Source organism: Blastococcus sp. URHD0036, from assembly GCF_000701365.1.
Classification (GTDB): Bacteria; Actinomycetota; Actinomycetes; order Mycobacteriales; family Geodermatophilaceae; genus Trujillonella.
In genome coordinates, this window is sequence record NZ_JNIK01000015.1 from 59,834 (window position 1) to 83,555 (window position 23,722).

Consider the following 23,722-nt stretch of genomic DNA (forward strand, 5'->3'; position numbering starts at 1 on the left):
GTCAGTCGTCGAACTCGTCCCGCCGCGCGGCCCGCCGTGCCACCCGGCGGCGGTGCCGGCGCAGGATCCCGAGCCCGATCCACACCACGGCCCCGAGCGTCGCCGTGACGATGGTGTAGAGCCAGAGGGGCCAGGTGAAGCCCCACCAGAGGAAGTCGAACCGCACGTCGTTGCGGTTCTGCACGATGAACACCACGAGCAGGCCACCGCCCAGGAGGGTGGACACCACCCCGGCGCTCAGGCCGGACTTCGTGGCCGGCGCGGGGCCGGGGCCCCCGGCCGGGCCGGTCGGGCCCGCCGGCGGCGGACTCTGCTGGACCATGGTCGCCTCCTCCGTCGGGGCCCGACCCTGCTCCGCCCGGCTGGGCCGTGCCTCACCCGGGCCGGATGACGTGGCCGGGCCGGCGGGCCGCGAGGCTGGGCCCGGCCAAGGGGCCGAGGAACCGGAGGACGACCATGACCGTCGAGGTGTCGAGCGCCATCCCGTACACCCCGCCTCGCGCGGCCCTGGTCTCCGGGAACCGACCGGTCGGGGAGCAGCTCGCCCGGCTCGAGGCGAGACTGCTCGACGAGGCCGGGGGGGACGAGGTGGCCCGGCGGCGCGTGCTGACGGAGCTGGGCGCGGCCCGGGCGCGGTTCGCCGGGGCGACCGTCGAGCGTTTCCTGCCCATCCTCGTCGAACGCGCGGTGCGACTGAGGCTGCGCCCGCCCGCGCACGGCTGATCCCACGGATCACGGGGCGTCCGGGAGCTCCTCGCCCAGCCCCGCCGGAACCGGCTCGCCGTCCTTCCGGGCGACGGCCACCTTCACCGCGCCGAGGACCAGCTTCGCCAGCACGCCCACGGCCACGAGCCCGACGAGCATCTGCACCGTGACCAGCACCCGCGCCAGCTCCGACACCGGCGTGATGTCACCGAAACCGACCGTCGAGAAGACGGTGATCGTGAAGTAGAGGCCGTCGGTGCGGTCCAGCGGCTCGGTGAAGGCCCCGACCTGCTCGGCGTCGACGATCCAGTACGTCGCCGCGAACACCACCCACAGCATCGGGAGGCCGACGGCGACCGCACGGATGGCCTGCAGCCGCGGGGTGGCCGACCGCATGATGCCCCTCAGCTGGACGGCCATGACGACGCCGAACAGCGCCAGCGCCGCCAGGAACAGCACTCCGGTGAGGCCGTCGAGCGGCCGGTCCAGTGGTGCCGCGTAGTACAGGACGAGGAGCACCGCCGCCGTGACGGCGGAGCGCAGCAGCGAGCCGGCCACCGTCCGGCGCGCGGGCGACCCGGTGCTGGGACCTCGCATGGGTCCACGGTCGCGGCGCGGGACCGGTCGGGGGATCGCCCGGTGTGGATGAGCGCGCCAGGAGGTGCTCGCACGCCCCGCTGTCACCCCCGCCGGAGGATGCCGGCCGCCGTCCAGCGGTGGAACGTCCGCAGGCGAGACGGGGAACGGCCACCGACGAGGGACATCCCATGACGACCAGCACCGCTCCACGGCGCCGCCGCGCCGCGACCCCCGTCCCGGCTGCCGCGCCGGCCGTCCCCGCGACGCGGGAGCAGCGCGTGGCGCGTGGTCGCGCGGCCCGCGCCGAGGTGCCCCGGGAGAGCCATGCCGACTTCTCGGCGGGCCCGGTCCGGCCGGACCCGATCGGCCTGCTCGAGGGCCAGGGACTCACCCGGGTCCCCGAGCTGCTGCCGATCCGGTACGGGCGGATGGCGTCCTCGGCGTTCGCCTTCTTCCGGGGGGCGGCGCTGCCCATGGCGAGCGACCTGGCGGGCACGCCCCGGTCGGGGCTGGTCGTGCAGGCCTGCGGGGACGCCCACCTGGCCAACTTCGGCCTGTTCGCCTCGCCCGAGCGACGCCTGGTGTTCGACATCAACGACTTCGACGAGACCACGCCCGGGCCCTGGGAGTGGGACGTCAAGCGGCTGGCCACCAGCCTGGAGATCGCGGCGCGCTCCAACGGCTACCCGGCCAAGGACCGCCGCCGCATCGTGCTCGCCACGGTCGCGGGCTATCGGCGGGCGATGCGGGAGTTCGCTGACCTCGACGCCCTCACGGTCTGGTACGCGCACGCGGACGTCGACCGCATCCAGGCCCTCGCCGCGGCCTCGCTGCGGGCGAAGCAGCGCAAGGTCCTCGAGAAGACCGTGGCCAAGGCCCAGACGCGGGACAACATGGGCGCCCTCGCCCGGTTCGCCGCGGTCTCCGACGGCGGAGCCCGGCTCAACGCCGAGCCCCCGCTGGTCGTCCCGCTGCGGGACCTGGTGGCCGATCCGGCCGAGGCCAGGGCGTTGGAGGACGGGGTCCGCCACGTCATCACGGCCTACGCGGAGACGCTCGAGCCCGAGCGCCGGGTGCTGCTCGACCGGTACCGGATGGTGGACATCGCCCGGAAGGTGGTCGGCGTCGGCAGCGTGGGCACGCGCTCCTGGATGATCCTGCTGCTGGAGGACGGCGCGAACCCGCTCTTCCTGCAGGCCAAGGAGGCCGGGCCCTCGGTGCTCGAGGCGTTCGCCGGCGCGAGTGCGTACGACAACTCGGGTCAGCGGGTGGTCGTCGGTCAGCGGCTGATGCAGGCCGTCAGCGACATCTTCCTGGGCTTCGTGCGGGCGACGGGCATCGACGGGGCGACGCGGGACTTCTACGTCCGCCAGTTGCGCGACTGGAAGGGGTCGGCCGTCATCGAGACGATGCGGCCGGAAGGCATGCTGGCCTACGGCGAGATCTGCGGCTGGACCCTCGCCCGCGCCCACGCCCGGTCCGGCGACCGGATCGCCCTGGCCGCCTACCTGGGCGGCGGGTCAGCCTTCGACGAGGCGATCGCCACGTTCGCCGCCGCCTACGCCGACCAGAACGAGCGGGACCACCGGGCGCTGGTCCAGGCCATCGCCTCGGGCCGGATCGCCGCGGAGTCCGGCGTGTGAGCCGTCGGCCCTGAGCACCGGGAGGGGGAGGGACGCTGACACGCCAGGGGATCGCGGCGGTCGTCCGCCGGCTGGAGACGACGTTCGCGGGCCGCTGCGTGACGGACTTCCTCGCGGTGCGCGGCATCGACCGGGCACTGGTCATCGCCTCGCAGGCCTTCACCGCGCTGGTGCCGCTCGTGCTGCTGGTCGCCGCGCTGGCCCCGGAGGACCAGGGCGACGTCGTCGCCGACGCCCTCATCGGCCGGTTCCGGCTGACCGGCGACACGGCCGCTTCCATGCGGGAGCTCTTCGCGCACAGCGGCGACGGCGCGACCGGCGTGTTCAGCGTCCTGCTGCTGCTCTTCTCCGGTCTCTCCCTGACCCGGCGGATGCAGCACCTGTACCAGCAGACCTGGCGCCTGCCCCCGCGGCCGGGGGTGGGGCACACGCTGCACGCCGCCGCGGGGCTCGGTGCCCTGGTGCTCGGGATCGCCGTCCTCTACCTCGCGCGCGACCTCGTCCAGCCGCTCCCGCTGCCGGGCCTGGGGGTGGTCGTCGTCTCCGGGATCGCCAGCGCACTGGTCTGGACGGCGGTGCCCTGGTTGCTCCTGGACCGGCGGCTGGAGTGGCGCCGGCTGCTCCCGCTCGGCCTCCTCACGGCCGTGTGCACCGGCGCGTACGGGGTCGTGTCGACCGTCTACATGCCGCGGCTGCTCGAGAGCTACAGCCTCCGGTACGGGCTGTTCGGGGTGACCCTCGCGCTGGTGGGGTGGCTGCTCGCGATCGCGGTGATCGTCGTCGCGTCGTCCGTCATCGCCGCCGAGCTCGACCGGGCACCCGAGCCGTGGGCGCGCCGGTTCCGTGCGCGGGCCCTGCGCGCCGGCGCCGGGCGGCCGGCGGCCGACGTCCCCCTCGTCCCGTAGCCGGCGGCGGGCGCCGCGCATGCGGCGGGCCGCCTCGGGTACCCCCGTCCGGGAGTCACGCCCAGCCCGCGAGCGTGCCGACGACGCCGGCGAGGGGGATGGCGACGTGGCCGGGAGACCGGAGGACGAGCGTGCCGCGGCGGTCGCGGCCGCGGTGGAGCCCTACGGATGGCGCGGGCTCACCGCGGTGATGCTGGCGCGGCTGGTGGTCGGCGCCGCCGACCGCCATGCGGTGCTGACCTTCGTCGCGGGCCTGCCGGAGGCGGCGGTCGGACAGCCGCACGCGGTGGAGGCCGCCGACCGCGGGGACCCGCGCGTCACGCCCCTCGTGCGGTTGCTCGAGGAGCGCCGATGGCGGTCGTGGTCGCTGGACCGGTTGGCCGCGGACCTGCTGGCCGGGCTGGACGCCTGGCTGGCCGGGCGGTTGTCCGCCGCAGGGGGCACCCCGGACGACCGCTGACCGGCCGTCCGGGGGACCGGCTCACTGCCGGGCCATCGCCAGCCGGATCTCGCTCTCGCTGTCCTGCACGAGGTCCCCGGACACGTCGACGGTCACGCCGTGCAGCGTGCCGGTGAACCGGAACGGGGGTGCGTACTCCGGCGTCACGGGGGAGCCCGGGTTGGCGCCGCAGGTGAGCGCCCCGGGGTTGACGATGAACGGTGTCGTCACCGGCGCCTCGGCGTCCGCGACGAGGGTCCCGTCGACGTAGAGCTGCAGGCGCCCGGGGGCGCCCCGGCCGGCAGCCAGGTCCGCCTCACCCGTGGGCTCGAACTCGAAGCGGAGTTCGTGCGTCCCGGCCGGGACCGGGTCGGGTGAGGAGACGCGGTGCAGGCTCCGGCCGACGTAGTTGTGCACGTAGTGCAGCGCGCCGTCCTTCAGGAAGAACGAGTAGCCACCGGGCGCACCGCCCTGGGAGAGCAGCACGCCCTCGGCGCCACCCTCGGGGATGTCGACCGACGCCGTGATGCTGTGTGGCCGGTTGAGCACCTTCGGGCTGGCGAAGAAGGGGACGGACTGGGTGTCCGGGATGTAGCTGTAGCTGGTTCGCGGGGCGGCCGCCTGCGGCTTCTCGGCGATGATCCGCTGGAGACCGCTGCCGTCGACGGGCATGACGCCGTACCGGCCGGCCTCGACGTACCAGGTGGCGATCAGGGCGATCAGCTTGTCCCGGTGGGCCTCGGCGACGTCCTGGTTCTCGGCGAAGTCCTCGTCGAGGTGGTAGAGCTCCCAGCCGCGGGCGTCGAGCTCGGACAGCTGCTCGGCCGAGATCGGCTGCCCGAAGCCCATGCCGGCCTCGGCGAACGAGGGCCCGGGCCACGGGCAGACCGCGCGCCAGCCGTCGTGGTAGATCGCCCGGTGGCCCAGCATCTCGAAGTACTGGGTGTGGTGGTCGCTCGGCGCGGCCGCGTCGTCGAAGCTCTTCGCGAAGCTCACGCCCTGCAGGGGTGACTGCGTCACGCCCCGGATCGTGGCCGGCGGCTCGATGCCCAGGACGTCGAGGACGGTGGGCACCATGTCGATGATGTGGGCGTACTGCGAGCGCACCTCACCCCGGGCCGCGATGCCGGCCGGCCAGCTGACGATGAAGGGATCGGACGCGCCGCCGCGGTAGGTCTCCCGCTTCCACCGCCGGAACGGCGTGTTGCCGGCCCAGGTCCAGCCCCAGGGGTAGTGGTTGAAGGTCGTGGGGCCGCCGATCTCGTCGATCCGCGCGAGGCTGTCCTCCAGGGGCTCCTGGGCGTTGTTGAAGAACTGCGCCTCGTTGGTCGTGCCGGTCGGCCCGCCCTCGGCGCTGGCGCCGTTGTCCGACACGACCATGACGACGGTGTTCTCCAGGTCGCCGCGCTCCCGGAGGAAGTCCACGAGCCGCCCGATCTGCGCGTCGGTGTGGCTCAGGAAGCCGGCGAACACCTCCATGAAGCGGCTGAACAGCCGGCGCGACGGCTCGGGCAGGCCGTCCCAGTCGGGGACGTCCGGGTCGTGCCGGGAGAGCACGGTGTCCGCAGGGACGATCCCCATCTCCTTCTGGGCGGCGAAGACCCGCTCCCGGTAGGCGTCCCAGCCGTCGTCGAACTGCCCGGCGTAGCGGTCGGCCCACTCCTTGGCGACGTGGTGCGGCGCGTGCGCAGCCCCGAAGCACAGGTGCAGGTAGAAGGGCTTGTCCGGATCGACCTGCTTGGCGTCGGCGATGAACTGCATCGACCTGTCCACCAGGTCCTCGCTCAGGTGGTAGCCCTCCTCCGGCGTGGCCGGCGGCTCCACCTGGTGGTTGTCGTGGACCAGCTCCGGATACCACTGGCTGGTGTCGCCCCCGAGGAAGCCGTAGAAGCGCTGGAAGCCCCGCGCCAGCGGCCAGCGGTCGTACGGGCCGGCGGCGGTCTCGTGGTTGCTCGGGGTCAGGTGCCACTTGCCGACCATGTAGGTGTTGTAGCCCTGCTCGAGGAGCATCTCCGAGAGCATCCCGTTCTCGAACGGGATCACGCCGTTGTACCCGGGGAAGCCCGACGCCAGCTCGGTGATGGCGGCCATGCCGTTGCTGTGGTGGTTGCGCCCGGTGACGATGCACGACCGGCTCGGCGAGCACAGGGCGGTCGTGTGCATGTTGCTGTAGCGCAGCCCGTTCCCGGCGAGCGCGTCGATGTGGGGGGTGGCGATCGGGCTGCCGTAGCAGCCCAGCTGGCCGAACCCGGTGTCGTCGAGGACGACGATCAGGACGTTGGGGGAGCCGGGTACCGGCCGGGCGGGCCGCGGCCAGGCGGGGCTGGACTCGTCGGTGGTCCGGCCGATCACGCCGGGGAACGGTGTTCCGGCGGGGTACTCGGTCAACGCCATGTCGGTCTCCGGTGGTCGGGCGGGCAGCGGCATGGCCAGGGCACCACCCGCGGAGCCGCCGCGCGCCCCCCGTTCCGGATGACCGCCGACCGGGTTCATCCCGTCGAGGTGAGGCCGGGGCCGCCGCGCCGTCCGACGCTCGGGACAACCCGCCCGAGCTGAGGAGCCGACATGTCCGAACCGTTCCGTGGTGTGGTCGACCTCGACATCCGCGACTCGACGCCGGACTGGGCGCCGTTCGCGCAGCCGGTCGCCCCACCCGGGACGCCCAACGTCGTCTACGTGGTGCTCGACGACGTGGGATTCGGTGCGCTGGGCTGCTACGGCGGGCTCATCGACACCCCGAACATCGACCGGATCGCCGCCCAGGGCCTGCGCTACACGCAGTGGCACACCACCGCGCTGTGCTCGCCGACGCGCTCGTGCCTGCTGACCGGGCGCAACCACACGACGAACGGCATGGCCTGCATCACCGAGGCGGCCACCGGCTTCCCGAACGGCAACGGACACGTGCCGCCGGAGTGCGCCACGATCGCCGAGGTGCTGGTCGAGCGGGGCGTCAGCACGGCGATGGTGGGCAAGTGGCACCTCTGCGCCCAGGACGAGATGAACCTCGCCGCCTCGAAGCGGAACTGGCCGGTCGGCCGGGGGTTCGAGCGTTTTTACGGCTTCCTCGGCGCGGAGACCAACCAGTGGTATCCCGACCTGGTCCACGACAACCACCCGGTCGAGCCGCCGGGCACCCCGGCCGAGGGCTACCACCTGAGCGTGGACCTCACCGACAAGGCCATCCAGTTCATCGACGACGTCAAGACCATCGCCCCCGAGCGGCCGGTGTTCCTCTACTACGCGCTCGGTGCCGCGCACGCCCCGCACCACGTCCCGCGCGAGTGGGCCGACCGCTACCGGGGCCGCTTCGACATGGGCTACGAGGCGGCGCGCGAGCAGATCCTGGGCCGCCAGAAGGAGCTGGGCATCGTGCCGGCCGACACGGAGCTGCCGCCGATCAACCCGATCGGGACGCCGGAGACGCGCACGGGTCCGGACGGCAAGCCCTTCCCGCCGCTGGACTACACGAAGCCGTGGGACAGCCTGTCGGCCGACGAGCGGCGGCTGTTCGCCCGGATGGCCGAGGTCTACGCCGGCTTCCTCTCCCACGCCGACGACCAGATCGGGCGGTTGCTCGACTACCTGGAGTCCATCGACCAGCTGGAGAACACGCTCGTGTTCGTCGTCTCCGACAACGGGGCCAGCGGCGAGGGTGGCCCGGAGGGGTCGGTCAACGAGAACAAGTTCTTCAACGGCATCCCCGACGACCTGGCCGCGAACCTCGCCATGCTCGACGAGCTCGGCGGGCCGCAGACGTACAACCACTACCCGACCGGCTGGGCCATGGCCTTCAACACCCCGTTCAAGATGTGGAAGCGCTACTCGTTCAACGGGGGCACCGCCGATCCGTGCATCGTCTCGTGGCCGGCCGGCCTCCCCGCCCGCGGCGAGGTCCGGCACCAGTACCACCACGCCATCGACCTCGTCCCGACGGTGCTCGAGTCGCTGGGGATCGCGGAGCCGCACGAGGTGCGGGGCGTCACGCAAATCCCGGTCCAGGGCGTGAGCATGTCCTCGAGCTTCGGCTCGGCCGACGCCGCGACCACCAAGCGGACGCAGTTCTACTCGATGCTGGGCACCCGCGGGATCTGGCACGACGGGTGGAAGGCGGTCACCACGCACCCGGCGCTGGGCGGCTGGGGCGACTACCAGTCCGACGTGTGGGAGCTGTACCACGTCGAGGTGGACCGGTCGGAGCTGCACGACCTCGCGCAGCAGGAGCCCGAGAAGCTGGCCGAGCTGATCGGCCTGTGGTTCTACGAGGCGGGTACCAACAACGCCTTCCCGCTCGACGACCGCTCCGCGCTGGAGATCATCCTGACGCCGAGGCCGCAGCTCATCCCGCCCCGTGACCGGTACGTCTACCACCCGGGCGCGGCCGAGATCCCGGAACACGTGGCGGTGAACGTCCGCAACCGGGACTTCAGCATCGGGGCGCTGGTCGACCTCGCCGACGGCGGCGCTCAGGGGGTGCTGTTCGCGCACGGCAGCCGGTTCGGCGGGCACGCCCTCTACGTGAAGGACGGGCGGCTGCACTACGTGAACAACTACGCCGGCGTGATGGAGCAGCGGGTCGACGGCACCGAGGACCTGCCGCGGGGCGAGAACCTGATCCTCTCGGCGAGCTTCACCAAGACCGGTGAGGAGCCCCCCGGCAGCGCCCGCGGCACGCTGTCGCTCTTCCACGGCGACCACAAGGTCGGCGAGGGCGAGATCCGCACCCAGCCGGGCATGTTCTCCCTGGCCGGGGAGGGCCTCACGGTCGGCCGGGACAGCGGGGAGGCGGTCACGGAGGACTACCCGGGCGAGGCGCCCTGGTCGTTCACCGGCGGCACGGTGCACAAGGTGGCCATCGACGTCTCCGGCACCCCGTACGTCGACATGGAGCGCGAGGCCGCGGCGATGCTCTCCCGCGAGTGACACCGGCGCCCATCCCCACGAGAACGGAGGACTCCGTGTCCGGTGTCAAGATCGAGCGCAAGGCCGGCATGAGCCGCCAGGAGGCCGCCCAGTTCCTCGCGGACCTCGCCCAGCAGCTCCGCGGCAAGGGACGGGTCACGATCGGGCTGGCCGACAGCACCGTCGAACTGGACGTCCCCGAGCAGCTCCGACTCGAGGCCGAGATCGAGGTCGACGGGGACGAGGTCGAGGTGGAGATCGAACTGAAGTGGCCCACGGCGGCGCGGCCGCAGAGCGACGGATGAGGGGCAGGCGATGACGACGGTGCCGTTCGAGTTCCGGGTGGACGGCCGGCTCACCGATCAGGCGCGCGAGGCGTTCTGCGACATGCGCATCCAGGAGGACGGCGCCGGCGCCACCCTCCGCGGCGAGGTGATCGACGAGTCGCACATGCTGGGGATCCTGGCGCAGTGCCGGACGCTCGGGCTCGTCGTCGTGTCCGCCCACCGCGTCCCGTCCGTCCGCCGCTGACCCTCAGGCGGGCGGCAGGACCGGCAGGGCGTCAGAAGACCGTCGTCCAGTCGTCCTTCATGCTGACCACCGTCCAGCCCTGCTGGTCGGCGCGCTCGAGGGCCTTCTCCGAGCCGGCGGTGTAGGCGAACTCGCGGTCGCCGTCGTCGTGCAGGAGCAGCAGCCGGAGGAAGGGCGCGTCGGCCTGCTCGGCGAAGTCGAGCATCGCGCCGTCCCCGTCGCTGTTGCCGGCGGCGAGCAGCGGCCGGCGGCCCACCCGGCTCCAGATCCGGACCGGCTTCTGCGGGCCGTCGTCGAGGTAGTCGGGCGCGGGGGTGTGCGTGATCGTGCCGCCGCCCTCGCCCGGGACGTAGGCCAGCGTCGGGGTGCTGCCGACCACGCGCTCCGGCGGGATCCCGTACAGCTCGGCACTGACCGGCCGGACGAAGTCCCGGCCACCGCCCGAGGCGATGTACGAGGTGAACCCGTGGGCCGCGAGGAGGTCGAGCAGCTCGACCATCGGGCGGTACGTGCAGCCGAGGTACCCGCGGCCGAGGCTGGGGTGGGCCACCGTGCGCAGGAAGGTGTCGGCGCGGTCCTGGAACTCCTCGACGTCCATGCCGTCGAACGCCGCCAGGATGCCGGCCATCATGACCTGCGCGCCGCGGTCGTCGCCGGCGTAGTGGTCGGTGATGACCTGCCCCAGCCACGCGACGTCCTGCTCGACCGCGGCCTTCCACGGCTGCCGGTCGCGCAGCGCCGGGTCGGTGCCGGCCATCTGCACCAGTCGCCGGAGGATGAAGTCCAGCTGGATGGGCATCGGCTTCTCGCACCACAGCGTGCCGTCGTTGTCGAAGACGGCCACCCGCTTCTCGGTGGGCACCGGCGTCGAACCGTCCTGGCCGGTGACGGCGGAGACGAAGGCGAGCACGGCTTCCCGGGCCGGTCCCGGCCGCCAGCACGACAGGGTCCCGTCGGGCGCGGTGAGGCGGACGGGGCTCTCGCTCTGCGTCATGGGAGGACGATCCGCCGGCGGCCGGGCGGCCGGATCACCTCGGGCGGGCGATCGGGCACCGGGGACGACGGTGCCGTCAGTCGACCTCACCGTGGTGGTGGGCCGCGAGGAACCGCGCGGCAGCGACGAGGTCGGCGAGCGGCTCACCACCGCGGGGCGTGAGCCCGGCGCGGGCGCAGATCCGGCAGCAGCCGGTGAAGCGGGCCGCGGAGTAGCCGGTGGCGCCGCGGGTGTGCTCGATGCTCACCTGGCCGTCGTCGGAGGTCCACGAGCCGGCGAACGCGAGCGTGCGCCTCAGCTGGTCGCCGTCTGCGCCGGGCAGCGCTCGGTCGTGCACCGGGCCGAGGTCCATGGCGGCAGCCTGGCCGGGCGGGGGCGGCTCCCGCATCGGACGAATCGGGTGATGTCCGCTCTGCGGTCAGGGGGCGAGCAGCCCGAGGTCGCGCGCGCGGCTGACGGCCTCGCTCCGGGAGTGGACGCCGAGCTTCCGGTAGGTCGCCGACAGCTGGGACTTCACCGTGTGCGGGGAGAGGAACAGCCGGCCGGCGATGCCGGTCAGGGTCAGGTGGGTCAGCAGGAGGGGGAGGAGCCGCAACTCGGCCGCCGTCAGCGTCGCGCTCTCCGCGACCGGCAGCCGTGCCAGGCGGTCACGCAGTTCCTCGGAGCGGCTGCCGAGCACGCCCAGGCCGGGACGGCGGCGGAGCACGGACTCGGCGTCCCGGACGAACTGCCGGGCGCCCTGCGGGTCGCCCAGCCCGATGGCCACCTCGGCCATCTGCAGCAGGACCTCCACGGCGGCCCAGGGGACGGCGTGGGAGAGCAGCGGGCGCAACCGCTGCGCCTCGGCGAGGTGGTCGCGGGCGGTGGCGACGTCGCCCCGGTGCACCGCCATCCGGGCCGCCAGGGCGACGACCGGCGCGTTCGTGACGTGGGACGTGGTGTGCCGCAGCCGGGCCGTCGCCAGGGCGCGGGCGACGAGCGGCTCCGCGCCGGCCCAGTCGCCGCGGTCCAGCCGGAGCAGGGCCTGGTGGGCGAGCACGCTGCAGAACAGCGGCGCCCGGCGGGTCTCGTCGATCAGCTCGAGGGCGTCGGCGAACCGCGCCTCCGCCCCGTCGGCGTCGCCCCCGAGCATCCGGGCCACCCCGCCGAGGAACAGCCGCACCGGGTACTCGGTGTCGGCGGCGGAGCCGGCGCCCGGGAGGGAGGCGGCCTCGGCGTCCTGCTGCATCTGCTCGATGCCGGAACGGCACATGAGCGCGCGGACCACGGTCAGCCACATCGCGGCACCGTCGTCCACCGACGCCGGGTCCCGCGCGACCCGGCGGTCGACGAGGTCCAGCCAGCGGTCGGCCGCCGCCGGCCGGCCGGTCAGGGCGCACAGGTAGGCACCGATGGCGCCGACCGCCGGGTACCGCTCGACCGCACCGCGCTGCCCGAGCTCCTCCAGCCAGCCCATCGCCGTCGCCGACCGGCCCGCCGCGTACAGGGGCTGGCTGAGCGCGACGGTCAGCTGCGCCATGCGGTCGACGTCCCCAGCGTCCTGCGCGTGGTGCAGCGCGTCCTCGAGCCGGCCCGCGGCCTGGCAGGCGGCCGCCGCGCGGCGCAGCAGCTCCCGGGCGGTGCCGGGATCGAGGTGCGACCGCAGCAGCCCGCGGAAGAGCGCGTGGTAGCGGTACTCCTCGCCGGCGCCGTCGAGCGGGACGAGGAAGAGGTTGGCCGCCTGCAGCCGGGCCAGCCGCGCGCGGGAGCCGGTGGTCTCCAGCACAGCGTCGCAGAGCGGACCGCTGAGCCGGTCCAGCACCGACGTCCGGACCAGGAAGTCGACGTCGGGGGCCGGTAGCCGGGCCAGGAGCTCGGCCTGCAGGTACTCGGCGGCCAGGCGGTCGTCCCCGCCGCCGGCGTCCCGGGTGCCGGCGAGGGCGGCGAGGTAGAGCCCCGCGGGCCAGCCCTCGGTGCGGCGGGTCAGCTCGGCGACCCGGGGGTCGGGGAGGTCGGCTCCCGCTGCCCGGAGCAGGCTCCGGGCACCCTGCTGGGTGAACGCGAGGTCCCGGGTGCCGATCTCGGCGACCCGGCCCTCGGCCCGTGCGCGGGCCAGCGGCACGGGCATCCCGCGGCCGACGAGGGCGAACTGCACGGTGCCCCGCAGGTGCCGCACCAGCGTCACGAGCGCGTCCAGCGAGGGACCGTCGCCGAGCACGTGCACGTCGTCGAGAACCAGGACGAGCGGCCGGGGCGACCGAGCCAGGGCCGCGCCGAGCCGGGGGGCGACCGTGGCCGGGACGGAGACCCCCGCCGTCCGCAGGGCCGAGAAGACCCCCGGCGGCAGGGGGACCACGCGGTCCAGGGCGACGGCGAGGTGGGTCAGCAGCACGATCGGGTCGTCGTCGTGCCGGTCCAGCGACAGCCAGGCGAAGGGCCGGTCGTCGGCGGCGGCCCAGAGGGCCAGCAGGGTCGTCTTCCCGTAGCCGGCGGGGGCGACCACCGAGACCGTCGGCGCGTCCCGGGCGGCGGCGAGCCGGGCCAGCAGCTCCGGGCGCGGGACGACGCCGGGGCGGGTACCGGGCCGGAACAGCTTGGCCTCGGTGAGCTCGACCGGCAGGAGGCCGGGGGAGCGCGGCACCGGTTCCGCGGCCGGCGCGGGCGCGACCGCCGGGGGCGCGGTCAGGGCCCGGCACCGGACGTCAGGGAGCCACCTGCTGGACGGACACGACGTGCAGGCCCAGCGACTGCACCATCGCCAGCAGCGCGTGCAGCTGCTCGTCCTCGTGGACCACACCGGAGATGACGGTCTCCGCGGTCACCTCCGCCACATCGAGCTCGGTGAAGGCGTCCCGCACCCGCTCGGACAGCCGTCCGGCGACACGGACCTCGTAGCGTCGATCCGGCATCCCGACCTCCGTCGCGGCCGCCGGGGCCGGCGCCGTCGTGGGGACCAGCGTCGCAGCAGGGCCCGTCGGCCGCCCTCACCCCGGCCAGGTGAACCGTCACGACAGCAGGCCGCGGTCGGCGGCGGCCCGGACCGCCTCGCGGCGGGAGGAGACCCCGAGCTTCGCGTAGATGGACCGGATGTGGCTCTTCACCGTGTTCACCGACACCGTGAACTCGTCGGCGATCTCGCGGGCGTTCAGCAGCGAGGGCAGCAGGGCCAGGACGGCCAGCTCGCGCTCGCTCAGCAGGGCGGGCGTCTCCAGGACGACGGCCGCGCCGGCGGCGGCCACCTGCGCGGCGAACGAGCCCCTGCGGGCGGCGGCGGTCTGGCCGGCCAGCAACTCCCGCGTACGCGGCCCGGCGAGTGCGAACGGGCGGACGAGGTCCAGCGGCTCGGCCTCGGCGAGGGCCGTCTCGAGCGCGGCCCGGCCGCCGGCCTGCTCGCCCCGCTGGAGGTCGGCCTCTGCCCGGAGGAGGTGCGCCTCCACCGTCGTCCCGGGCAGGAGCGTCACCGCCCCGGGCTCGAGCACCGGTGCGACGATGGCTGCGGCCGCCTCGTACCGTCCGGCGGCGGCCTCCTCCCAGGCGCGGAGGAGCAACGTCTCCCCGGTCGGGCCGACCCGCCCGGCCAGCCAGTCCGCCACCTGCGCGGCGGCGGCCAGGTTGCCGTTCAGCAGCGTCACCCGGTGCTCCAGCGCCGCCAGCCCGGTGAGCACCGTCGGGGGGACGGGCGCGTCGCCGAGGGCGGCCCGGGCGGTCCGCAGCTCGACCAGGCCCTCCGTCCGGCGTCCCAGGTCGGCGACGGCGGCACCGTGCACGCCGTGCAGGGTGTACGTCGCCTCCGGCGGAGCCGACTCCCAGGCGTCGAGCGCGGCCTCGGCCCGCGCGGCGGCCGCCGCGGGAGCCCCGCGCAGCAGGTCGGCGTAGGCCAGCAGCCCGGCCGGTCCGGCCGTCCAGGCGGAGGGGTGCCGGCCGTCGCGGGTGCCGGCGGCCACGGCATCGGCGGCGGCGGTGGCCATCCCGCGCAGGTCGCCGCGCATCGTGGCGAGGGTGGCGAGCATCGAGAGGCTCTGCACCTCCAGATAGCCCAGGCCCAGGTCCGCGGCGAGGCCGCGGGCCCGGGTCAGGTGCACCCCGGCGCGTGCGACGTCGGCGCCGGCCGGGGCGTTGAGCTCCGCGACGCCCTGGCTCAGGCTGAACAGGGCAGCCATGACCGGATCGACGTCCTCGGCCGCGCTGCGCGGGCGCGGCAGGGACGGGCCGGGGAGGCCCAGGGCGCCGCCGAGGAGCTCCGCGCTCACCCGCAGGGTCTCCAGGGCCGGCCCGGGGGCATCGGGCCAGGAGCGGCGGGCGTCGGCGAGCTCGGCCGCCGCGGGTGCGAGGGCGCGCTCGTCGAGGTGGGTGATCGCGGCGGTGAGCGCGAGCCACGGGTCGCCCGCGCGGGCGTCCGGACCGACCGCGGCCAGGGCGCGGCGCAGCGGGCCCAGATCGCCGGCGAGCAGGAGGGTGATCCCGGAGCGGCGGAGCAGCTCCGCGACGAGGTCCCGGTCCCCGGACTTCTCGGCGTGCCGCAGCGCGTGCACCGGTTCGCCCCGGGCCGACCACCACCGGGCCGCGGTCGCGTGCAGCTCGCGGGCGCGCCGGGGGTCCTGCCGGGTGAGGTCGGCGACCAGGTACGAGCGCAGCAGCGGGTGGATGCGGTGGTCGCCGCGGGCGGTCCTCTCCACCAGTCCGGTGGAGGCGTGCACCTCGTCCAGCAGCGACTCCGCCGCGGTCTCGCCGGTGAGCTCCGCGGCCAGCGCCGCCGGCATCGGCGTGCACACGCTGACGGCGCGCAGGAAGCGCCCGGTCCCCGGGTCCAGGCCGTCGAGGATCTCCCCGGTGAGGTAGTCGGCGACGGTGCGCTCGTCGCCGGAGAAGGAGGCGAGGAAGGCGTCGACGTCGTCGGTCCGGGAGAGGACCAGCGCGGCCAGGCGCAGTCCGGCCGCCCAGCCGTCGGTCCGCGCGTGCAGCACGGCCACCTGCCGCGGGGTCAGGTCCAGCCCCGAGGCGGCGAGCAGGGCCGCGGCGTCGTCCCGGCTGAAGCGCAGGGCGTCGGCCCGGACCTCGAACAGCCGCCCCTCCAGCCGCAGCCGGGGCACCGAGATCGGCGGGTCGGTGCGGCCGGCGACGACCAGCGAGACGCCGGACGGATCGCGGCGCACCAGTCGCGCGAGGTCGCCCAGCACTCCGGGGTCGGTGAGCTCGTGCACGTCGTCGAGGACCAGCCGCACCGGGGACGCCAGGTCGTCGAGTGCGTCGGCGAGGTCCTCCACGACGTCGGAGGGGGCAGCGCCGGGCAGGCGGCCGGCCAGCCGCAGCAGAGCCGGGTCCGCGGCGGCCGGGGGGAGCGTGAGCAGGGCACCCACGACGGCCGACCACAACCGGCGGGGATCGTCGTCGTCGGAGTCCAGCGAGACCCACGCCGTCGGGAGCCAGTCGCTCTCGCGCACCCAGTCGGCGAGCAGCAGCGTCTTGCCGGAGCCTGCCGGGGCGCTGACCACGATCACCTGGTCGGCCGAGGCGGCCTCCAATAGCGTGCGCAGCGCCCGGCGGGGGGTGAACTCGCCGGGTAGTTCCGGGACCGCCGTCTTCCCGGCCGGTACCCGTGGCGCAGCGGCAGGGCCGCCCATCCGAGCTCCTCGGCGGTCGTCCCCCGTGGCCGACGTGGCATCCGCCGGCCGGAGGTGCCCGGGCCGACGGGTTCGGCCCAGGTTGTCACAGGGATCAGGACAGCAGGCCCTGCTCCAGCGCGGTGAGCACGGCGGTCCGCCGGGTGTTCACCCCGAGTTTGCCGTAGATCGCCCGCACGTGGCTCTTGATCGTGTTGACCGACACCGCCATGTCCTCGGCGATCTCGCCGAGGTTGCCGAGACCGACCAGATGGGTGAGGACGTCGAGCTCGCGGTCGCTGAGACCCGGTCCCGGTGCCCGGAGCACCCGCTGGCGCGCCGACAGGCAGCGGAAGGCGAAGGCGGCCGGGTCCCGGGAACCGCCGAGCTGGTCGACCAGCAGCGCGCGGACGCCCTGCCCGGCGAGGGCGAACGGGCGCAGCAGGTCCAGCGGCTCGGCGTGCGCGAGAGCGGTCTGCAGGCCGCGCCGCGCCGTCGGCCGGTCGCCGGACCGCAGGGCGCCCCAGACCTCTACCAGCCACGCCTCCACGACCGTGGTCGGCAGGATCTGGAGGAGGCTGCCGTCCAGCACCGGGGCCACGGCCGCCCGGGCCGGTCCGGCCGAGCCGGCCGCCGCCATCGTCCAGGCCCTCGTGAGGGCGTGCTCCGCCGTCCCGGCCCCCTCGGCGTCGAGCCGGCCGGCCGACGTCGCCGCGGCAGCGGCGGAGCCCAGCAGGAGCGCCGCCCGGTGCTCGAGCAGCGCTCCCGCGGCCACCTGCGGGAGGGCGAGCCGGGTGCGCCCGACCTCGGCCCGGGCCTCCTGGAGCTCGGCCAGCCCCGCGGTCCGGCGGCCCAGGTCGAACAGCGCGCCGCCGCGGGAGCACCGCAGCGAGAAGCGGATCCCGGGATCGGTGTGCACCGTGTCGATCCGGAGCCCCTCGTCGGCCGCGCGCAGGGCGTGCTGCGGCGCGGCGCGCAGCAGGCAGGCCGCGGCCAGTGCGGAGTACGCGGTGCCCGTCCACCAGGACTCCTGCCAGCCGTGGGCGGCGGCCGCGGAGACCGCTGCCGCCGCTGCCCCGGCGGCCCGCCCGGAGTCCCCGGCCACCCAGGCCGCGGTACCGATGAGGGTGAGGCTCTGGACCTCGAGGAACCCGAGGTGCTGGTCGCGTGCGACGGCGAGCGCGCTCTCGAGGTCGCCGAGCACCACCGCGGACGGAGCCCTCGAGAGGATCCGCGCCGCGCCGCGTCCGGCGCTCACCAGTGCTGCCAGGGCGGGGTCGGTGACCGGGGTCGCCGGCAGGGACAGGTCCCCGGTCCAGCCGGCGAGCCACTCCGTCGTGGCCCGGAACGAGGCGAGGTCGGCGTCGTCGGGGTGCTCGGCGGCCACCTGCGCCGCCCGCCGCAGGTGCTCGCGGGCGGTCCGTACGTCCCCGGCGGCGACGGCGAGCTGCGCCGAGACCACCGGCAGCCAGGCATCGGCCGCACCGGTGCCGTCCAGGGTGGCGACCGCTCCGGCGAGCTCGGCGTGGTCGCCGCGCGCCACGAGCGTGGGCGCCCAGCGACGCAGCAGCGCCGCCATGAGCGCGGGGTCGGCGGCCTCGGCCGCGTGCCGCAGCGCCAGGAGCGGCTGCCCCTGCCCGGCCCACCAGGAGGCGGCCCGTCCGTGCAGTTCGTCGGCGAGGCCGGGTCCCTGCCGGGAGAGGTCGGCGGCGAGGTAGCTGCGGGTGAGCTCCTGGACGCGGAACTCGGTGCGGTGCTCGCCGGTGGAGACCACCAGCCCCGTCGTGCGCTCCAGCGCGCCGAGCACGTCGGCGGCGTCCGGCCGGCCCGACAGCTCGGCGGCCAGCGCCCCGGGCAGCCGGTCGGAGACGCTCGTGCGCCGGAGCAGGTCGAGCTCGGCGGCGGACAGGTGGGCCAGCACCTCTCCGGCGAGGTAGTCGGCCACGGGGCGGTCGTCCCCGGAGAGGTCGGCGAGGAAGCGGTCGGGATCGGGGGCGTCCCGCAGCGGCATGGCCGCGAGCCGGATGCCGGCGACCCACCCGTCCGTCCGGTCGTGCAGCACCGCGGTCTGGGCGCAGGTGAGCCGCAGCCCGCAGGCCCGGGCGAGCGTGGCCGTCTCGTCCAGGGAGAAGCCCAGCTGGGCGCTGCGCACCTCGCAGAGCTGCTGCTCCATCCGCAGCCGGGCAACCGGCAGCGCCGGGTCCAGCCGGCTGGCCAGGACCAGCCGGAGCCCGGCGGGCCGGTGGCGCAGCAGGAGGTGCAGGCCGTGCACGACCTCGGGGCTGCGCAGGTGGTGGGCGTCGTCGAGGACGAGGCGGACGGGCCCGTCGAGGTCGGCGAGCGCGTCGAGCAGTTCCAGCACGAAGTCCACGCCGACGCTGGTCCGGGGGACGACGAGCCCGTTCACCCGGCCGGTGGCGGGGACCGCGGGGCAGGTGGAGAGCGCGGCCAGCACCGAGGTCCAGAAGTGCCGCGGGTCGTCGTCGTGCTCGTCCAGGGTCACCCACGCGCAGGCGGGGCCCCCGCGGTGGACCCACTCCGCGAGCACCAGGGTCTTGCCGTAGCCGGGAGGGGCGGAGACCAGCGTGAGGGCGCGACCCTCGCCGCGGTCCAGGGCGTCCAGCAGCGCCGGGCGCGGCACGTGGTCGTGCGGGAGCCGCGGCACCGTCGTCTTCGACCGCCACACCGGCCGCCACCGCCCTCTTCTCGGGCCCCGAGCTCCCAACCCTTCCGGGTCCCGGAGCAGCGACAAAGGGCACAAGGGCCCTGGTCGAGCCTTCGCGAGGCGGGTCCGGAGCTCCGCGCGACCACCACGGGCGGGTGAGCCGGGCGGTGGTCCCGCGCTCCTACGGTCCCGGCATGACGACCCCTCGGGTGGACGGTTCGACCCACGGAACGGCGGTTCCGCCCACGGACCCCGGTCCCGCTCCCGGCGCCGGGCCGGCTCCCGGCGCCGGGCCGGCGGAGGCGCGCCGCTCGGCGCTCCCGCGGTCGATGATCATCCTGCTCGGCGCGGGAGCGGCCGTGCTGGTCCTCGCCGGGATCCGCTCGGTGGCCTGGCTGGTCGGGCCCATCTTCCTCGCGCTCATCATCGTGATCGCGCTCAAGCCGGTGCAGACGTGGCTGCTCCGGCGGGGGTGGCCGGCCTGGGCGACCACGCTGGTCCTCGTGGTCCTCGTGACCGGTGTCCTCGTGGTCCTCGCGCTGGTCTTCGTCGTCTCCGTCGCGCGCCTCGCCGCACTGATCCCGCAGTACGCCGACCGTGGGGACGACCTCAAGGCCTCGCTGTCCTCCAGCCTCGAGGGGCTGGGCGTGTCGTCGAGCCAGCTGCAGGACGCCGTCGGCGACATCGACCCGGCGCGGATCGTGACCCTCGCCGCGGCGATCCTGTCCGACCTCTCGGGGCTGGTCGTCGGCCTGGTCTTCCTGCTCTGCCTGATGCTCTTCCTCAGCGTCGAGGCAGGCGGCATCGACCGGCGCCTGGCCGCCGTGGCCACCGACCGCCCCCAGCTCGCCGATGCCCTGCGCTCGTTCGCCCAGGGGACTCGCAGCTACCTGATCGTCACGACGGTCTTCGGACTCATCGTGGCCGTCCTCGACGGCGCCGCGCTGGCGATCATCGGCGTCCCGCTGCCGCTGCTGTGGGCGCTGCTGGCCTTCGTCACCAACTACGTCCCGAACATCGGCTTCGTCATCGGCGTCATCCCACCCGCGCTGCTGGCGCTGCTGACCTCCGGCGTGGGGCAGATGCTGCTGGTGATCGCGGTCTACAGCGTCCTGAACTTCGTCATCCAGACCCTGATCCAGCCGCGCTTCGTGGGCGACTCGGTCGGCCTGGCGATGACGACGACGTTCGTCGCGCTGGTCTTCTGGGCCTGGCTGCTCGGGCCGCTGGGCGCCCTGCTGGCGATCCCCCTGACCCTGCTGGCCAAGGCGCTGCTCGTCGACGTCGACCCGTCCGCGGGCTGGGCCACCGCACTGGCCGGCAGCCTGGCGCGGGAGCCGAAGCCCCCGCGCGCCGGGCGGCGGGCCCGCCGGGCGGTCGCCGCCCCGGCTCCGTCCGCCCCTGCTCCGTCCGCCCCTGCTCCGCCCGCCACGGACGGAGCCGCCACGGACGGAGCCGCTGCCGGCTCAGCGGCCGTCTGACGCCGGCCCGTGAGCGGAGGCCGGGTCCGACGGGGCGGGCGGCGCGGCCGGCGCGGCCGGTGCGGTCGGTGCCGGCCCGCCGTCGATCCGGCCGGGCTGCCACCTCTCGCCCAGCGTCCCCTGCGCGGCGTCCCGGCCGCTGCGCCCGCCCCCGGTGCCGCGGAGCACGAAGGCGAAGCCGACGGCGATCATGCCGCCGAGCACCGGGCCCAGGAGGTAGGCCCACCAGGACGTCCAGTCGCCGAGGGCGAGGGCCGGGCCCAGCGAGCGCGCCGGGTTCATCGAGGCCCCGCTGACCGGCGAACCCCACAGGCCGGCGAGGGCGATGTAGCTGCCGACGCCGATCGCGGCGATCGGGCCGAGCTGCTGGGCGCCGGACGACACCCCGAGGATGGTGCTCACCAGGCCGGCCGTGAGCACCACCTCCCACAGCAGGGCCGTGGTGGTCGAGATGCCGGCGCCGGGGAGGGTGAGCCCCGCGTCGCCCTGCTCCCCGATGAGGGCCCGCAGCAGCAGCGTGGCCAGCACGGCCCCGACGAACTGGGCGACGACGTAGGCGGGGACGCGCTTCCACGGGAAGTCCCCCCGCAGCGCGAACGCGATGCTGACGGCCGGGTTCAGGTGCGCCCCGGAGACCGCGCCCATGAACAGGATGACCGCCGCGACCATGAGCGCGGGGGAGACGACCTGGGCGCCGTAGGGGACGGCGCTGCCGCCGAACCGGGCGTTCACCTGGCCGCCGCCGACGGCGACCAGGACGAGGAGGAACGTGCCCAACAGTTCGGAGAAGAGCCGCCGACCCTCGTAGCGGCCGTCCCAGAAGTCGAACTCGTCGAGCATCGAGTTGGGGGTGCCGATCGAGCGCAGGAGCTGCCGGCGATCGGCATCCCTGTGCGTGGATGCCGTTGCGTCGTCGAGCATGGTCGCCTCCGGTCCTGGGTCCTGACCCTCGGACGGTGGAGCGCCGGGCCCCCAGCCACCTCACCCCCGTGGGATGACCGCCCGGAGCCGCCCCGTGCCGAGGATGCCGCCATGACGTCCGCGGCGAGACCACCGGCCGCGCCGTGAGCACGCAGGCGCTGCTCCTCGCTGCGGTGAGCATCGTCCGGCCGACGACCGCCGCCGCCGTCTGGGCGATGCTGGTCGGCGCCCGGCCCCGCCGGTTGCTGGCCTGCTACCTGGCCGCCGGCATGGCGCTCAGTCTCACCGTCGGCGCCGGCGTGGTGCTCTTCGTCAGCGGGGTGCTGTCGCCCCGGGACGTGTCCGCCGGGCGCCCGGTGCTGCTGCTGGCCCTCGGTGCCGTGGCGCTGGTGCTCGGGCTCGCGTGCGCCCTCGGCTGGGTGGGCGAGCCCCGGACGGACCGGCCACGGCGGGCCACGCGGACCCACCGCCTGACACCGCTGGGTGCCGCGACCGCCGGCGTGCTGACCCACCTCCCCGGCGTCTTCTACCTGGCCGGGCTGAGCGCGATCACGGCGACCGGCGCCGGCGCCGGCGGAGCCGTCCTGCAGGTGGTCGTCTACAACCTCGTCTGGTTCTCGCCGGCCATCGTCGCCCTCGGCATCTGCCTGACCGGGACCGCACCCCGGCCCGACCGCCTGGAGGCGCCCCTCGCCTGGGGCCGGGCGCACCAGGCGGCACTGCTGGCCGCGATCTCCTCGCTGGTCGGCGTGTGGCTCGTCGTCGAGGGGGTCGCCGACCTCGGCTGACGCCGATCACCCGGTCCGGATGATGGCCGCAGCCGCCGGCGGGCGGACCGTGACCACCCGAGTCCCCGAGACCAGGTGGCACGGTGATGACGACCAACCGCGCGGCAGCTCTGCGGCAGGTGTACTTCCACGACCCGGCGGCCCCGGTCGCCGGCGCCGTCGTCCCGTCGGTGTTCGTCGCGGTGCACAGCGGCGACGGGCGGCTGCTGCTGGTGCGGCGTTGCGACAGCGGCGCCTGGGAGCTGCCAGGGGGCCGGGTCGACGTCGGGGAGGCGGCGCTGCAGACCGCCGTCCGCGAGGTGGCCGAGGAGTCCGGCCTGCAGGTGGTCGTCACCGGCCTCGCGGGGGTCTTCACCGATCCGGGGCACGTCGTCTCCGCCTCGACCGGTGAGGTCCGGCAGCAGTTCGTGCTCGTCTACCGGGCCCGGGTGGTCGGCGGCTTCCTCCGGGCCGACCACCGGGAGACCTGCGAGGTGGCCTGGGTGGCGCCCGCCGAGATCCCGGCGCTGCGGATGGAGCCGGCGGTGCAGGTCTGGGTGGAGCACGTGCTCGACGGCGCGGCGCCGCTGCACCTGGGCTGAGGTCATGCGCTGCGGGTGGTGCCGGCCGGAGCGCGGCGGCCCTACCGTCGGCGGCCGGAGAGGGGAGAACGCCATGGCGCAGCTCGGTTCCGCTCGCGGAGGTCCCGGCCGGACGGGGGAGGGCCCGGACGTCGCGCACGTGCCCGACGGCCTGCCCCGGCTGGGGGCCGGCGCGCACCTGTTCCCGGAGGCGGGTGCCTGCCTCATGGAGTACGTGTCGGTCCTGGCGGGGGAGCGGTTCGGTGACTCACCGCCCTGCACCGACCCGGCGCTGGCCATGGTGGCCCGTCTGGTCAACGACGCGAGCACCGATGCCGGTCGCCCCGCCCTCGCCCGGCTCGCCCCCGCGCTGGCCGGTGCCCCGCCGGCCGGGCCGGTGGGGGGCGCCGCGGTCGCGCTGGCCGCGCTCACCGCGGCGTGCGGGTCGGCGGGCGAGCCGGCGGTCCTGGTCCGCTACCGGGAGCGCGCCCGGCGCCGCCTCGAGCGGGTGACCCGCTCCGGGTCGCGCGCCGCCCTCGCGCGGTGGACGGACCCGCTGTACCGGCTCGGCCCGGCCCAGCACCGCCTCGGGACGGCGGCCCTGCTGCTGCGCGCGCTGCCCCTGGAACGCCGCGATCCGGCACTGCACGGGATGCTCGCCGCGGCGTTGACCGCGCTGCCCGTCGCGCCGGTCGCCCCGGGCGTGCAGCTCCCCGCCGGGCGGGCGATCACCCGGACCGGATGACCCCGCCGGGCGCGGCGGTCAGCGCGGCCCGGCCGGTCCGGGAGGGCGCCGCAGGTGCGCGCGGGCGAGGTCCAGCGGCACCGGGCAGCCGCCGGTGCAGTCGAACTCGACGACGGCCTCCCCGGCGACCTCCGGCGACCAGCCCACGGCGGCGCGCCCGCCGCACCGCGGGCAGGCGGTCCAGGTGACCCGGTCGCTGGCGCTCACCGGGACCCCGGGCAGGCGTCGGGAGCGGGGGAGATGCGGCGCGGGGACAACGAGGCGGCTCCGTACGAGGTGTCGGGG

Annotated in this window: 22 protein-coding genes; 11 read left to right on the forward strand and 11 right to left on the reverse strand. The window is 75.3% G+C overall.

The window, feature by feature from the left end; all coding sequences use genetic code 11:
* Position 1: 1 nt before the first annotated feature.
* The gene (locus tag N555_RS26915; protein ID WP_029432214.1) at positions 2-322 is read right to left on the reverse strand and encodes a lipopolysaccharide assembly protein LapA domain-containing protein; all 321 of its coding nucleotides are present in this window, start codon (positions 320-322) and stop codon (positions 2-4) included.
* Positions 323-456: 134 nt separating this feature from the next.
* Between N555_RS26915 and N555_RS0114500 the strand changes: the two genes are divergently transcribed.
* Entirely contained in the window at positions 457-723 is a 267-nt protein-coding gene (locus N555_RS0114500) for a three-helix bundle dimerization domain-containing protein (RefSeq protein WP_029432215.1), read from the forward strand.
* Positions 724-732: 9 nt separating this feature from the next.
* Here N555_RS0114500 and N555_RS0114505 read toward each other — a convergent pair whose 3' ends face one another.
* A complete protein-coding gene (locus N555_RS0114505; protein WP_051684088.1) occupies positions 733-1,302 on the reverse strand; it encodes a potassium channel family protein in 570 nt (189 codons plus the stop codon).
* Positions 1,303-1,472: 170 nt separating this feature from the next.
* Here N555_RS0114505 and N555_RS0114510 point away from each other — a divergent pair, with 170 nt between their 5' ends.
* The 3 genes from N555_RS0114510 (at position 1,473) to N555_RS0114520 (ending at position 4,292) form a co-directional block, all read left to right on the forward strand.
* A complete protein-coding gene (locus N555_RS0114510; RefSeq protein ID WP_029432217.1) occupies positions 1,473-2,927 on the forward strand; it encodes a DUF2252 domain-containing protein in 1,455 nt (484 codons plus the stop codon).
* A 98-nt stretch (positions 2,928-3,025) separates the two neighbouring features.
* On the forward strand, positions 3,026-3,832 hold the full coding sequence (locus N555_RS0114515; RefSeq protein ID WP_029432218.1) for a YhjD/YihY/BrkB family envelope integrity protein: 807 nt from the start codon (positions 3,026-3,028) through the stop codon (positions 3,830-3,832).
* 106 nt (positions 3,833-3,938) lie between these two features.
* Complete coding sequence (locus N555_RS0114520) at positions 3,939-4,292, forward strand: hypothetical protein (protein WP_029432219.1); 354 nt, start codon at positions 3,939-3,941, stop codon at positions 4,290-4,292.
* A 21-nt stretch (positions 4,293-4,313) separates the two neighbouring features.
* On the opposite strand, the gene N555_RS0114525 is transcribed toward N555_RS0114520, so the two are convergent.
* On the reverse strand, positions 4,314-6,665 hold the full coding sequence (locus N555_RS0114525) for an arylsulfatase (protein WP_029432220.1): 2,352 nt from the start codon (positions 6,663-6,665) through the stop codon (positions 4,314-4,316).
* Positions 6,666-6,836: 171 nt separating this feature from the next.
* Here N555_RS0114525 and N555_RS0114530 point away from each other — a divergent pair, with 171 nt between their 5' ends.
* From N555_RS0114530 to N555_RS0114540, 3 genes are read left to right on the forward strand one after another with little or no spacing between them, the layout of a single operon-like run.
* Entirely contained in the window at positions 6,837-9,194 is a 2,358-nt protein-coding gene (locus tag N555_RS0114530; RefSeq protein ID WP_029432221.1) for an arylsulfatase, read from the forward strand.
* Between the two features lie 35 nt (positions 9,195-9,229).
* On the forward strand, positions 9,230-9,478 hold the full coding sequence (locus tag N555_RS0114535; RefSeq protein ID WP_051684089.1) for an amphi-Trp domain-containing protein: 249 nt from the start codon (positions 9,230-9,232) through the stop codon (positions 9,476-9,478).
* Between the two features lie 10 nt (positions 9,479-9,488).
* The gene (locus N555_RS0114540; protein ID WP_029432223.1) at positions 9,489-9,704 is read left to right on the forward strand and encodes a hypothetical protein; all 216 of its coding nucleotides are present in this window, start codon (positions 9,489-9,491) and stop codon (positions 9,702-9,704) included.
* 31 nt (positions 9,705-9,735) lie between these two features.
* On the opposite strand, the gene N555_RS0114545 is transcribed toward N555_RS0114540, so the two are convergent.
* From N555_RS0114545 to N555_RS0114570, 6 genes are all read right to left on the reverse strand, one after another.
* A complete protein-coding gene (locus N555_RS0114545) occupies positions 9,736-10,698 on the reverse strand; it encodes an HAD family hydrolase (RefSeq protein ID WP_081866239.1) in 963 nt (320 codons plus the stop codon).
* A 76-nt stretch (positions 10,699-10,774) separates the two neighbouring features.
* Positions 10,775-11,050, reverse strand: coding sequence for a hypothetical protein (locus N555_RS0114550; RefSeq protein WP_029432225.1), 276 nt, complete (start codon positions 11,048-11,050; stop codon positions 10,775-10,777).
* Positions 11,051-11,116: 66 nt separating this feature from the next.
* Positions 11,117-13,318: a LuxR C-terminal-related transcriptional regulator gene (locus N555_RS28760; protein ID WP_029432226.1), complete on the reverse strand. Its 2,202-nt coding sequence runs from the start codon at positions 13,316-13,318 to the stop codon at positions 11,117-11,119.
* A gap of 61 nt (positions 13,319-13,379) precedes the next feature.
* Positions 13,380-13,586: a hypothetical protein gene (locus N555_RS0114560; protein WP_029432227.1), complete on the reverse strand. Its 207-nt coding sequence runs from the start codon at positions 13,584-13,586 to the stop codon at positions 13,380-13,382.
* A gap of 96 nt (positions 13,587-13,682) precedes the next feature.
* Positions 13,683-16,298 (reverse strand): LuxR C-terminal-related transcriptional regulator, encoded by a 2,616-nt coding sequence (locus N555_RS0114565; RefSeq protein ID WP_156036374.1) that lies wholly within the window; start codon positions 16,296-16,298, stop codon positions 13,683-13,685.
* A gap of 94 nt (positions 16,299-16,392) precedes the next feature.
* Positions 16,393-18,963 (reverse strand): helix-turn-helix transcriptional regulator, encoded by a 2,571-nt coding sequence (locus tag N555_RS0114570; RefSeq protein WP_029432229.1) that lies wholly within the window; start codon positions 18,961-18,963, stop codon positions 16,393-16,395.
* Positions 18,964-19,136: 173 nt separating this feature from the next.
* Between N555_RS0114570 and N555_RS0114575 the strand changes: the two genes are divergently transcribed.
* Complete coding sequence (locus tag N555_RS0114575; protein WP_081866279.1) at positions 19,137-20,423, forward strand: AI-2E family transporter; 1,287 nt, start codon at positions 19,137-19,139, stop codon at positions 20,421-20,423.
* Here the strand turns inward: N555_RS0114575 and N555_RS0114580 are convergent.
* Positions 20,409-21,344: an MIP/aquaporin family protein gene (locus N555_RS0114580; RefSeq protein ID WP_051684090.1), complete on the reverse strand. Its 936-nt coding sequence runs from the start codon at positions 21,342-21,344 to the stop codon at positions 20,409-20,411. The genes N555_RS0114575 and N555_RS0114580 overlap by 15 nt on opposite strands.
* A 143-nt stretch (positions 21,345-21,487) precedes the next feature.
* On the opposite strand from N555_RS0114580, the gene N555_RS0114585 reads away from it, so the two are divergent.
* The 3 genes from N555_RS0114585 to N555_RS26920 all read left to right on the forward strand — a co-directional run bounded on the left by N555_RS0114585 (position 21,488) and on the right by N555_RS26920 (position 23,437).
* Positions 21,488-22,132: a GAP family protein gene (locus N555_RS0114585; RefSeq protein WP_029432232.1), complete on the forward strand. Its 645-nt coding sequence runs from the start codon at positions 21,488-21,490 to the stop codon at positions 22,130-22,132.
* A gap of 86 nt (positions 22,133-22,218) precedes the next feature.
* Positions 22,219-22,713 carry an NUDIX hydrolase gene (locus N555_RS0114590; RefSeq protein WP_156036375.1) on the forward strand — a complete coding sequence of 165 codons (495 nt, stop codon included), beginning with the start codon at positions 22,219-22,221 and terminating at the stop codon, positions 22,711-22,713.
* Between the two features lie 73 nt (positions 22,714-22,786).
* Entirely contained in the window at positions 22,787-23,437 is a 651-nt protein-coding gene (locus tag N555_RS26920; protein WP_051684091.1) for a hypothetical protein, read from the forward strand.
* An 18-nt stretch (positions 23,438-23,455) separates the two neighbouring features.
* Here N555_RS26920 and N555_RS0114600 read toward each other — a convergent pair whose 3' ends face one another.
* A complete protein-coding gene (locus tag N555_RS0114600) occupies positions 23,456-23,644 on the reverse strand; it encodes a hypothetical protein (RefSeq protein ID WP_029432235.1) in 189 nt (62 codons plus the stop codon).
* Between the last annotated feature and the right edge of the window lie 78 nt (positions 23,645-23,722).

What these genes read in the sequence shown, in the direction of transcription:
- N555_RS0114510 (WP_029432217.1), top strand. Translation starts at nt 1,473, where the DNA reads ATGACGACCAGCACCGCTCCACGGCGCCGCCGCGCCGCGACCCCCGTC.
- N555_RS0114550 (WP_029432225.1), bottom strand. Translation starts at nt 11,050, where the DNA reads ATGGACCTCGGCCCGGTGCACGACCGAGCGCTGCCCGGCGCAGACGGC.
- N555_RS0114525 (WP_029432220.1), bottom strand. Translation starts at nt 6,665, where the DNA reads ATGGCGTTGACCGAGTACCCCGCCGGAACACCGTTCCCCGGCGTGATC.
- N555_RS0114505 (WP_051684088.1), bottom strand. Translation starts at nt 1,302, where the DNA reads ATGCGAGGTCCCAGCACCGGGTCGCCCGCGCGCCGGACGGTGGCCGGC.
- N555_RS0114500 (WP_029432215.1), top strand. Translation starts at nt 457, where the DNA reads ATGACCGTCGAGGTGTCGAGCGCCATCCCGTACACCCCGCCTCGCGCG.
- N555_RS0114540 (WP_029432223.1), top strand. Translation starts at nt 9,489, where the DNA reads ATGACGACGGTGCCGTTCGAGTTCCGGGTGGACGGCCGGCTCACCGAT.
- N555_RS0114530 (WP_029432221.1), top strand. Translation starts at nt 6,837, where the DNA reads ATGTCCGAACCGTTCCGTGGTGTGGTCGACCTCGACATCCGCGACTCG.
- N555_RS0114560 (WP_029432227.1), bottom strand. Translation starts at nt 13,586, where the DNA reads ATGCCGGATCGACGCTACGAGGTCCGTGTCGCCGGACGGCTGTCCGAG.
- N555_RS0114575 (WP_081866279.1), top strand. Translation starts at nt 19,137, where the DNA reads ATGACGACCCCTCGGGTGGACGGTTCGACCCACGGAACGGCGGTTCCG.
- N555_RS0114565 (WP_156036374.1), bottom strand. Translation starts at nt 16,298, where the DNA reads ATGGGCGGCCCTGCCGCTGCGCCACGGGTACCGGCCGGGAAGACGGCG.
- N555_RS0114545 (WP_081866239.1), bottom strand. Translation starts at nt 10,698, where the DNA reads ATGACGCAGAGCGAGAGCCCCGTCCGCCTCACCGCGCCCGACGGGACC.
- N555_RS0114590 (WP_156036375.1), top strand. Translation starts at nt 22,219, where the DNA reads ATGACGACCAACCGCGCGGCAGCTCTGCGGCAGGTGTACTTCCACGAC.
- N555_RS0114580 (WP_051684090.1), bottom strand. Translation starts at nt 21,344, where the DNA reads ATGCTCGACGACGCAACGGCATCCACGCACAGGGATGCCGATCGCCGG.
- N555_RS26915 (WP_029432214.1), bottom strand. Translation starts at nt 322, where the DNA reads ATGGTCCAGCAGAGTCCGCCGCCGGCGGGCCCGACCGGCCCGGCCGGG.
- N555_RS26920 (WP_051684091.1), top strand. Translation starts at nt 22,787, where the DNA reads ATGGCGCAGCTCGGTTCCGCTCGCGGAGGTCCCGGCCGGACGGGGGAG.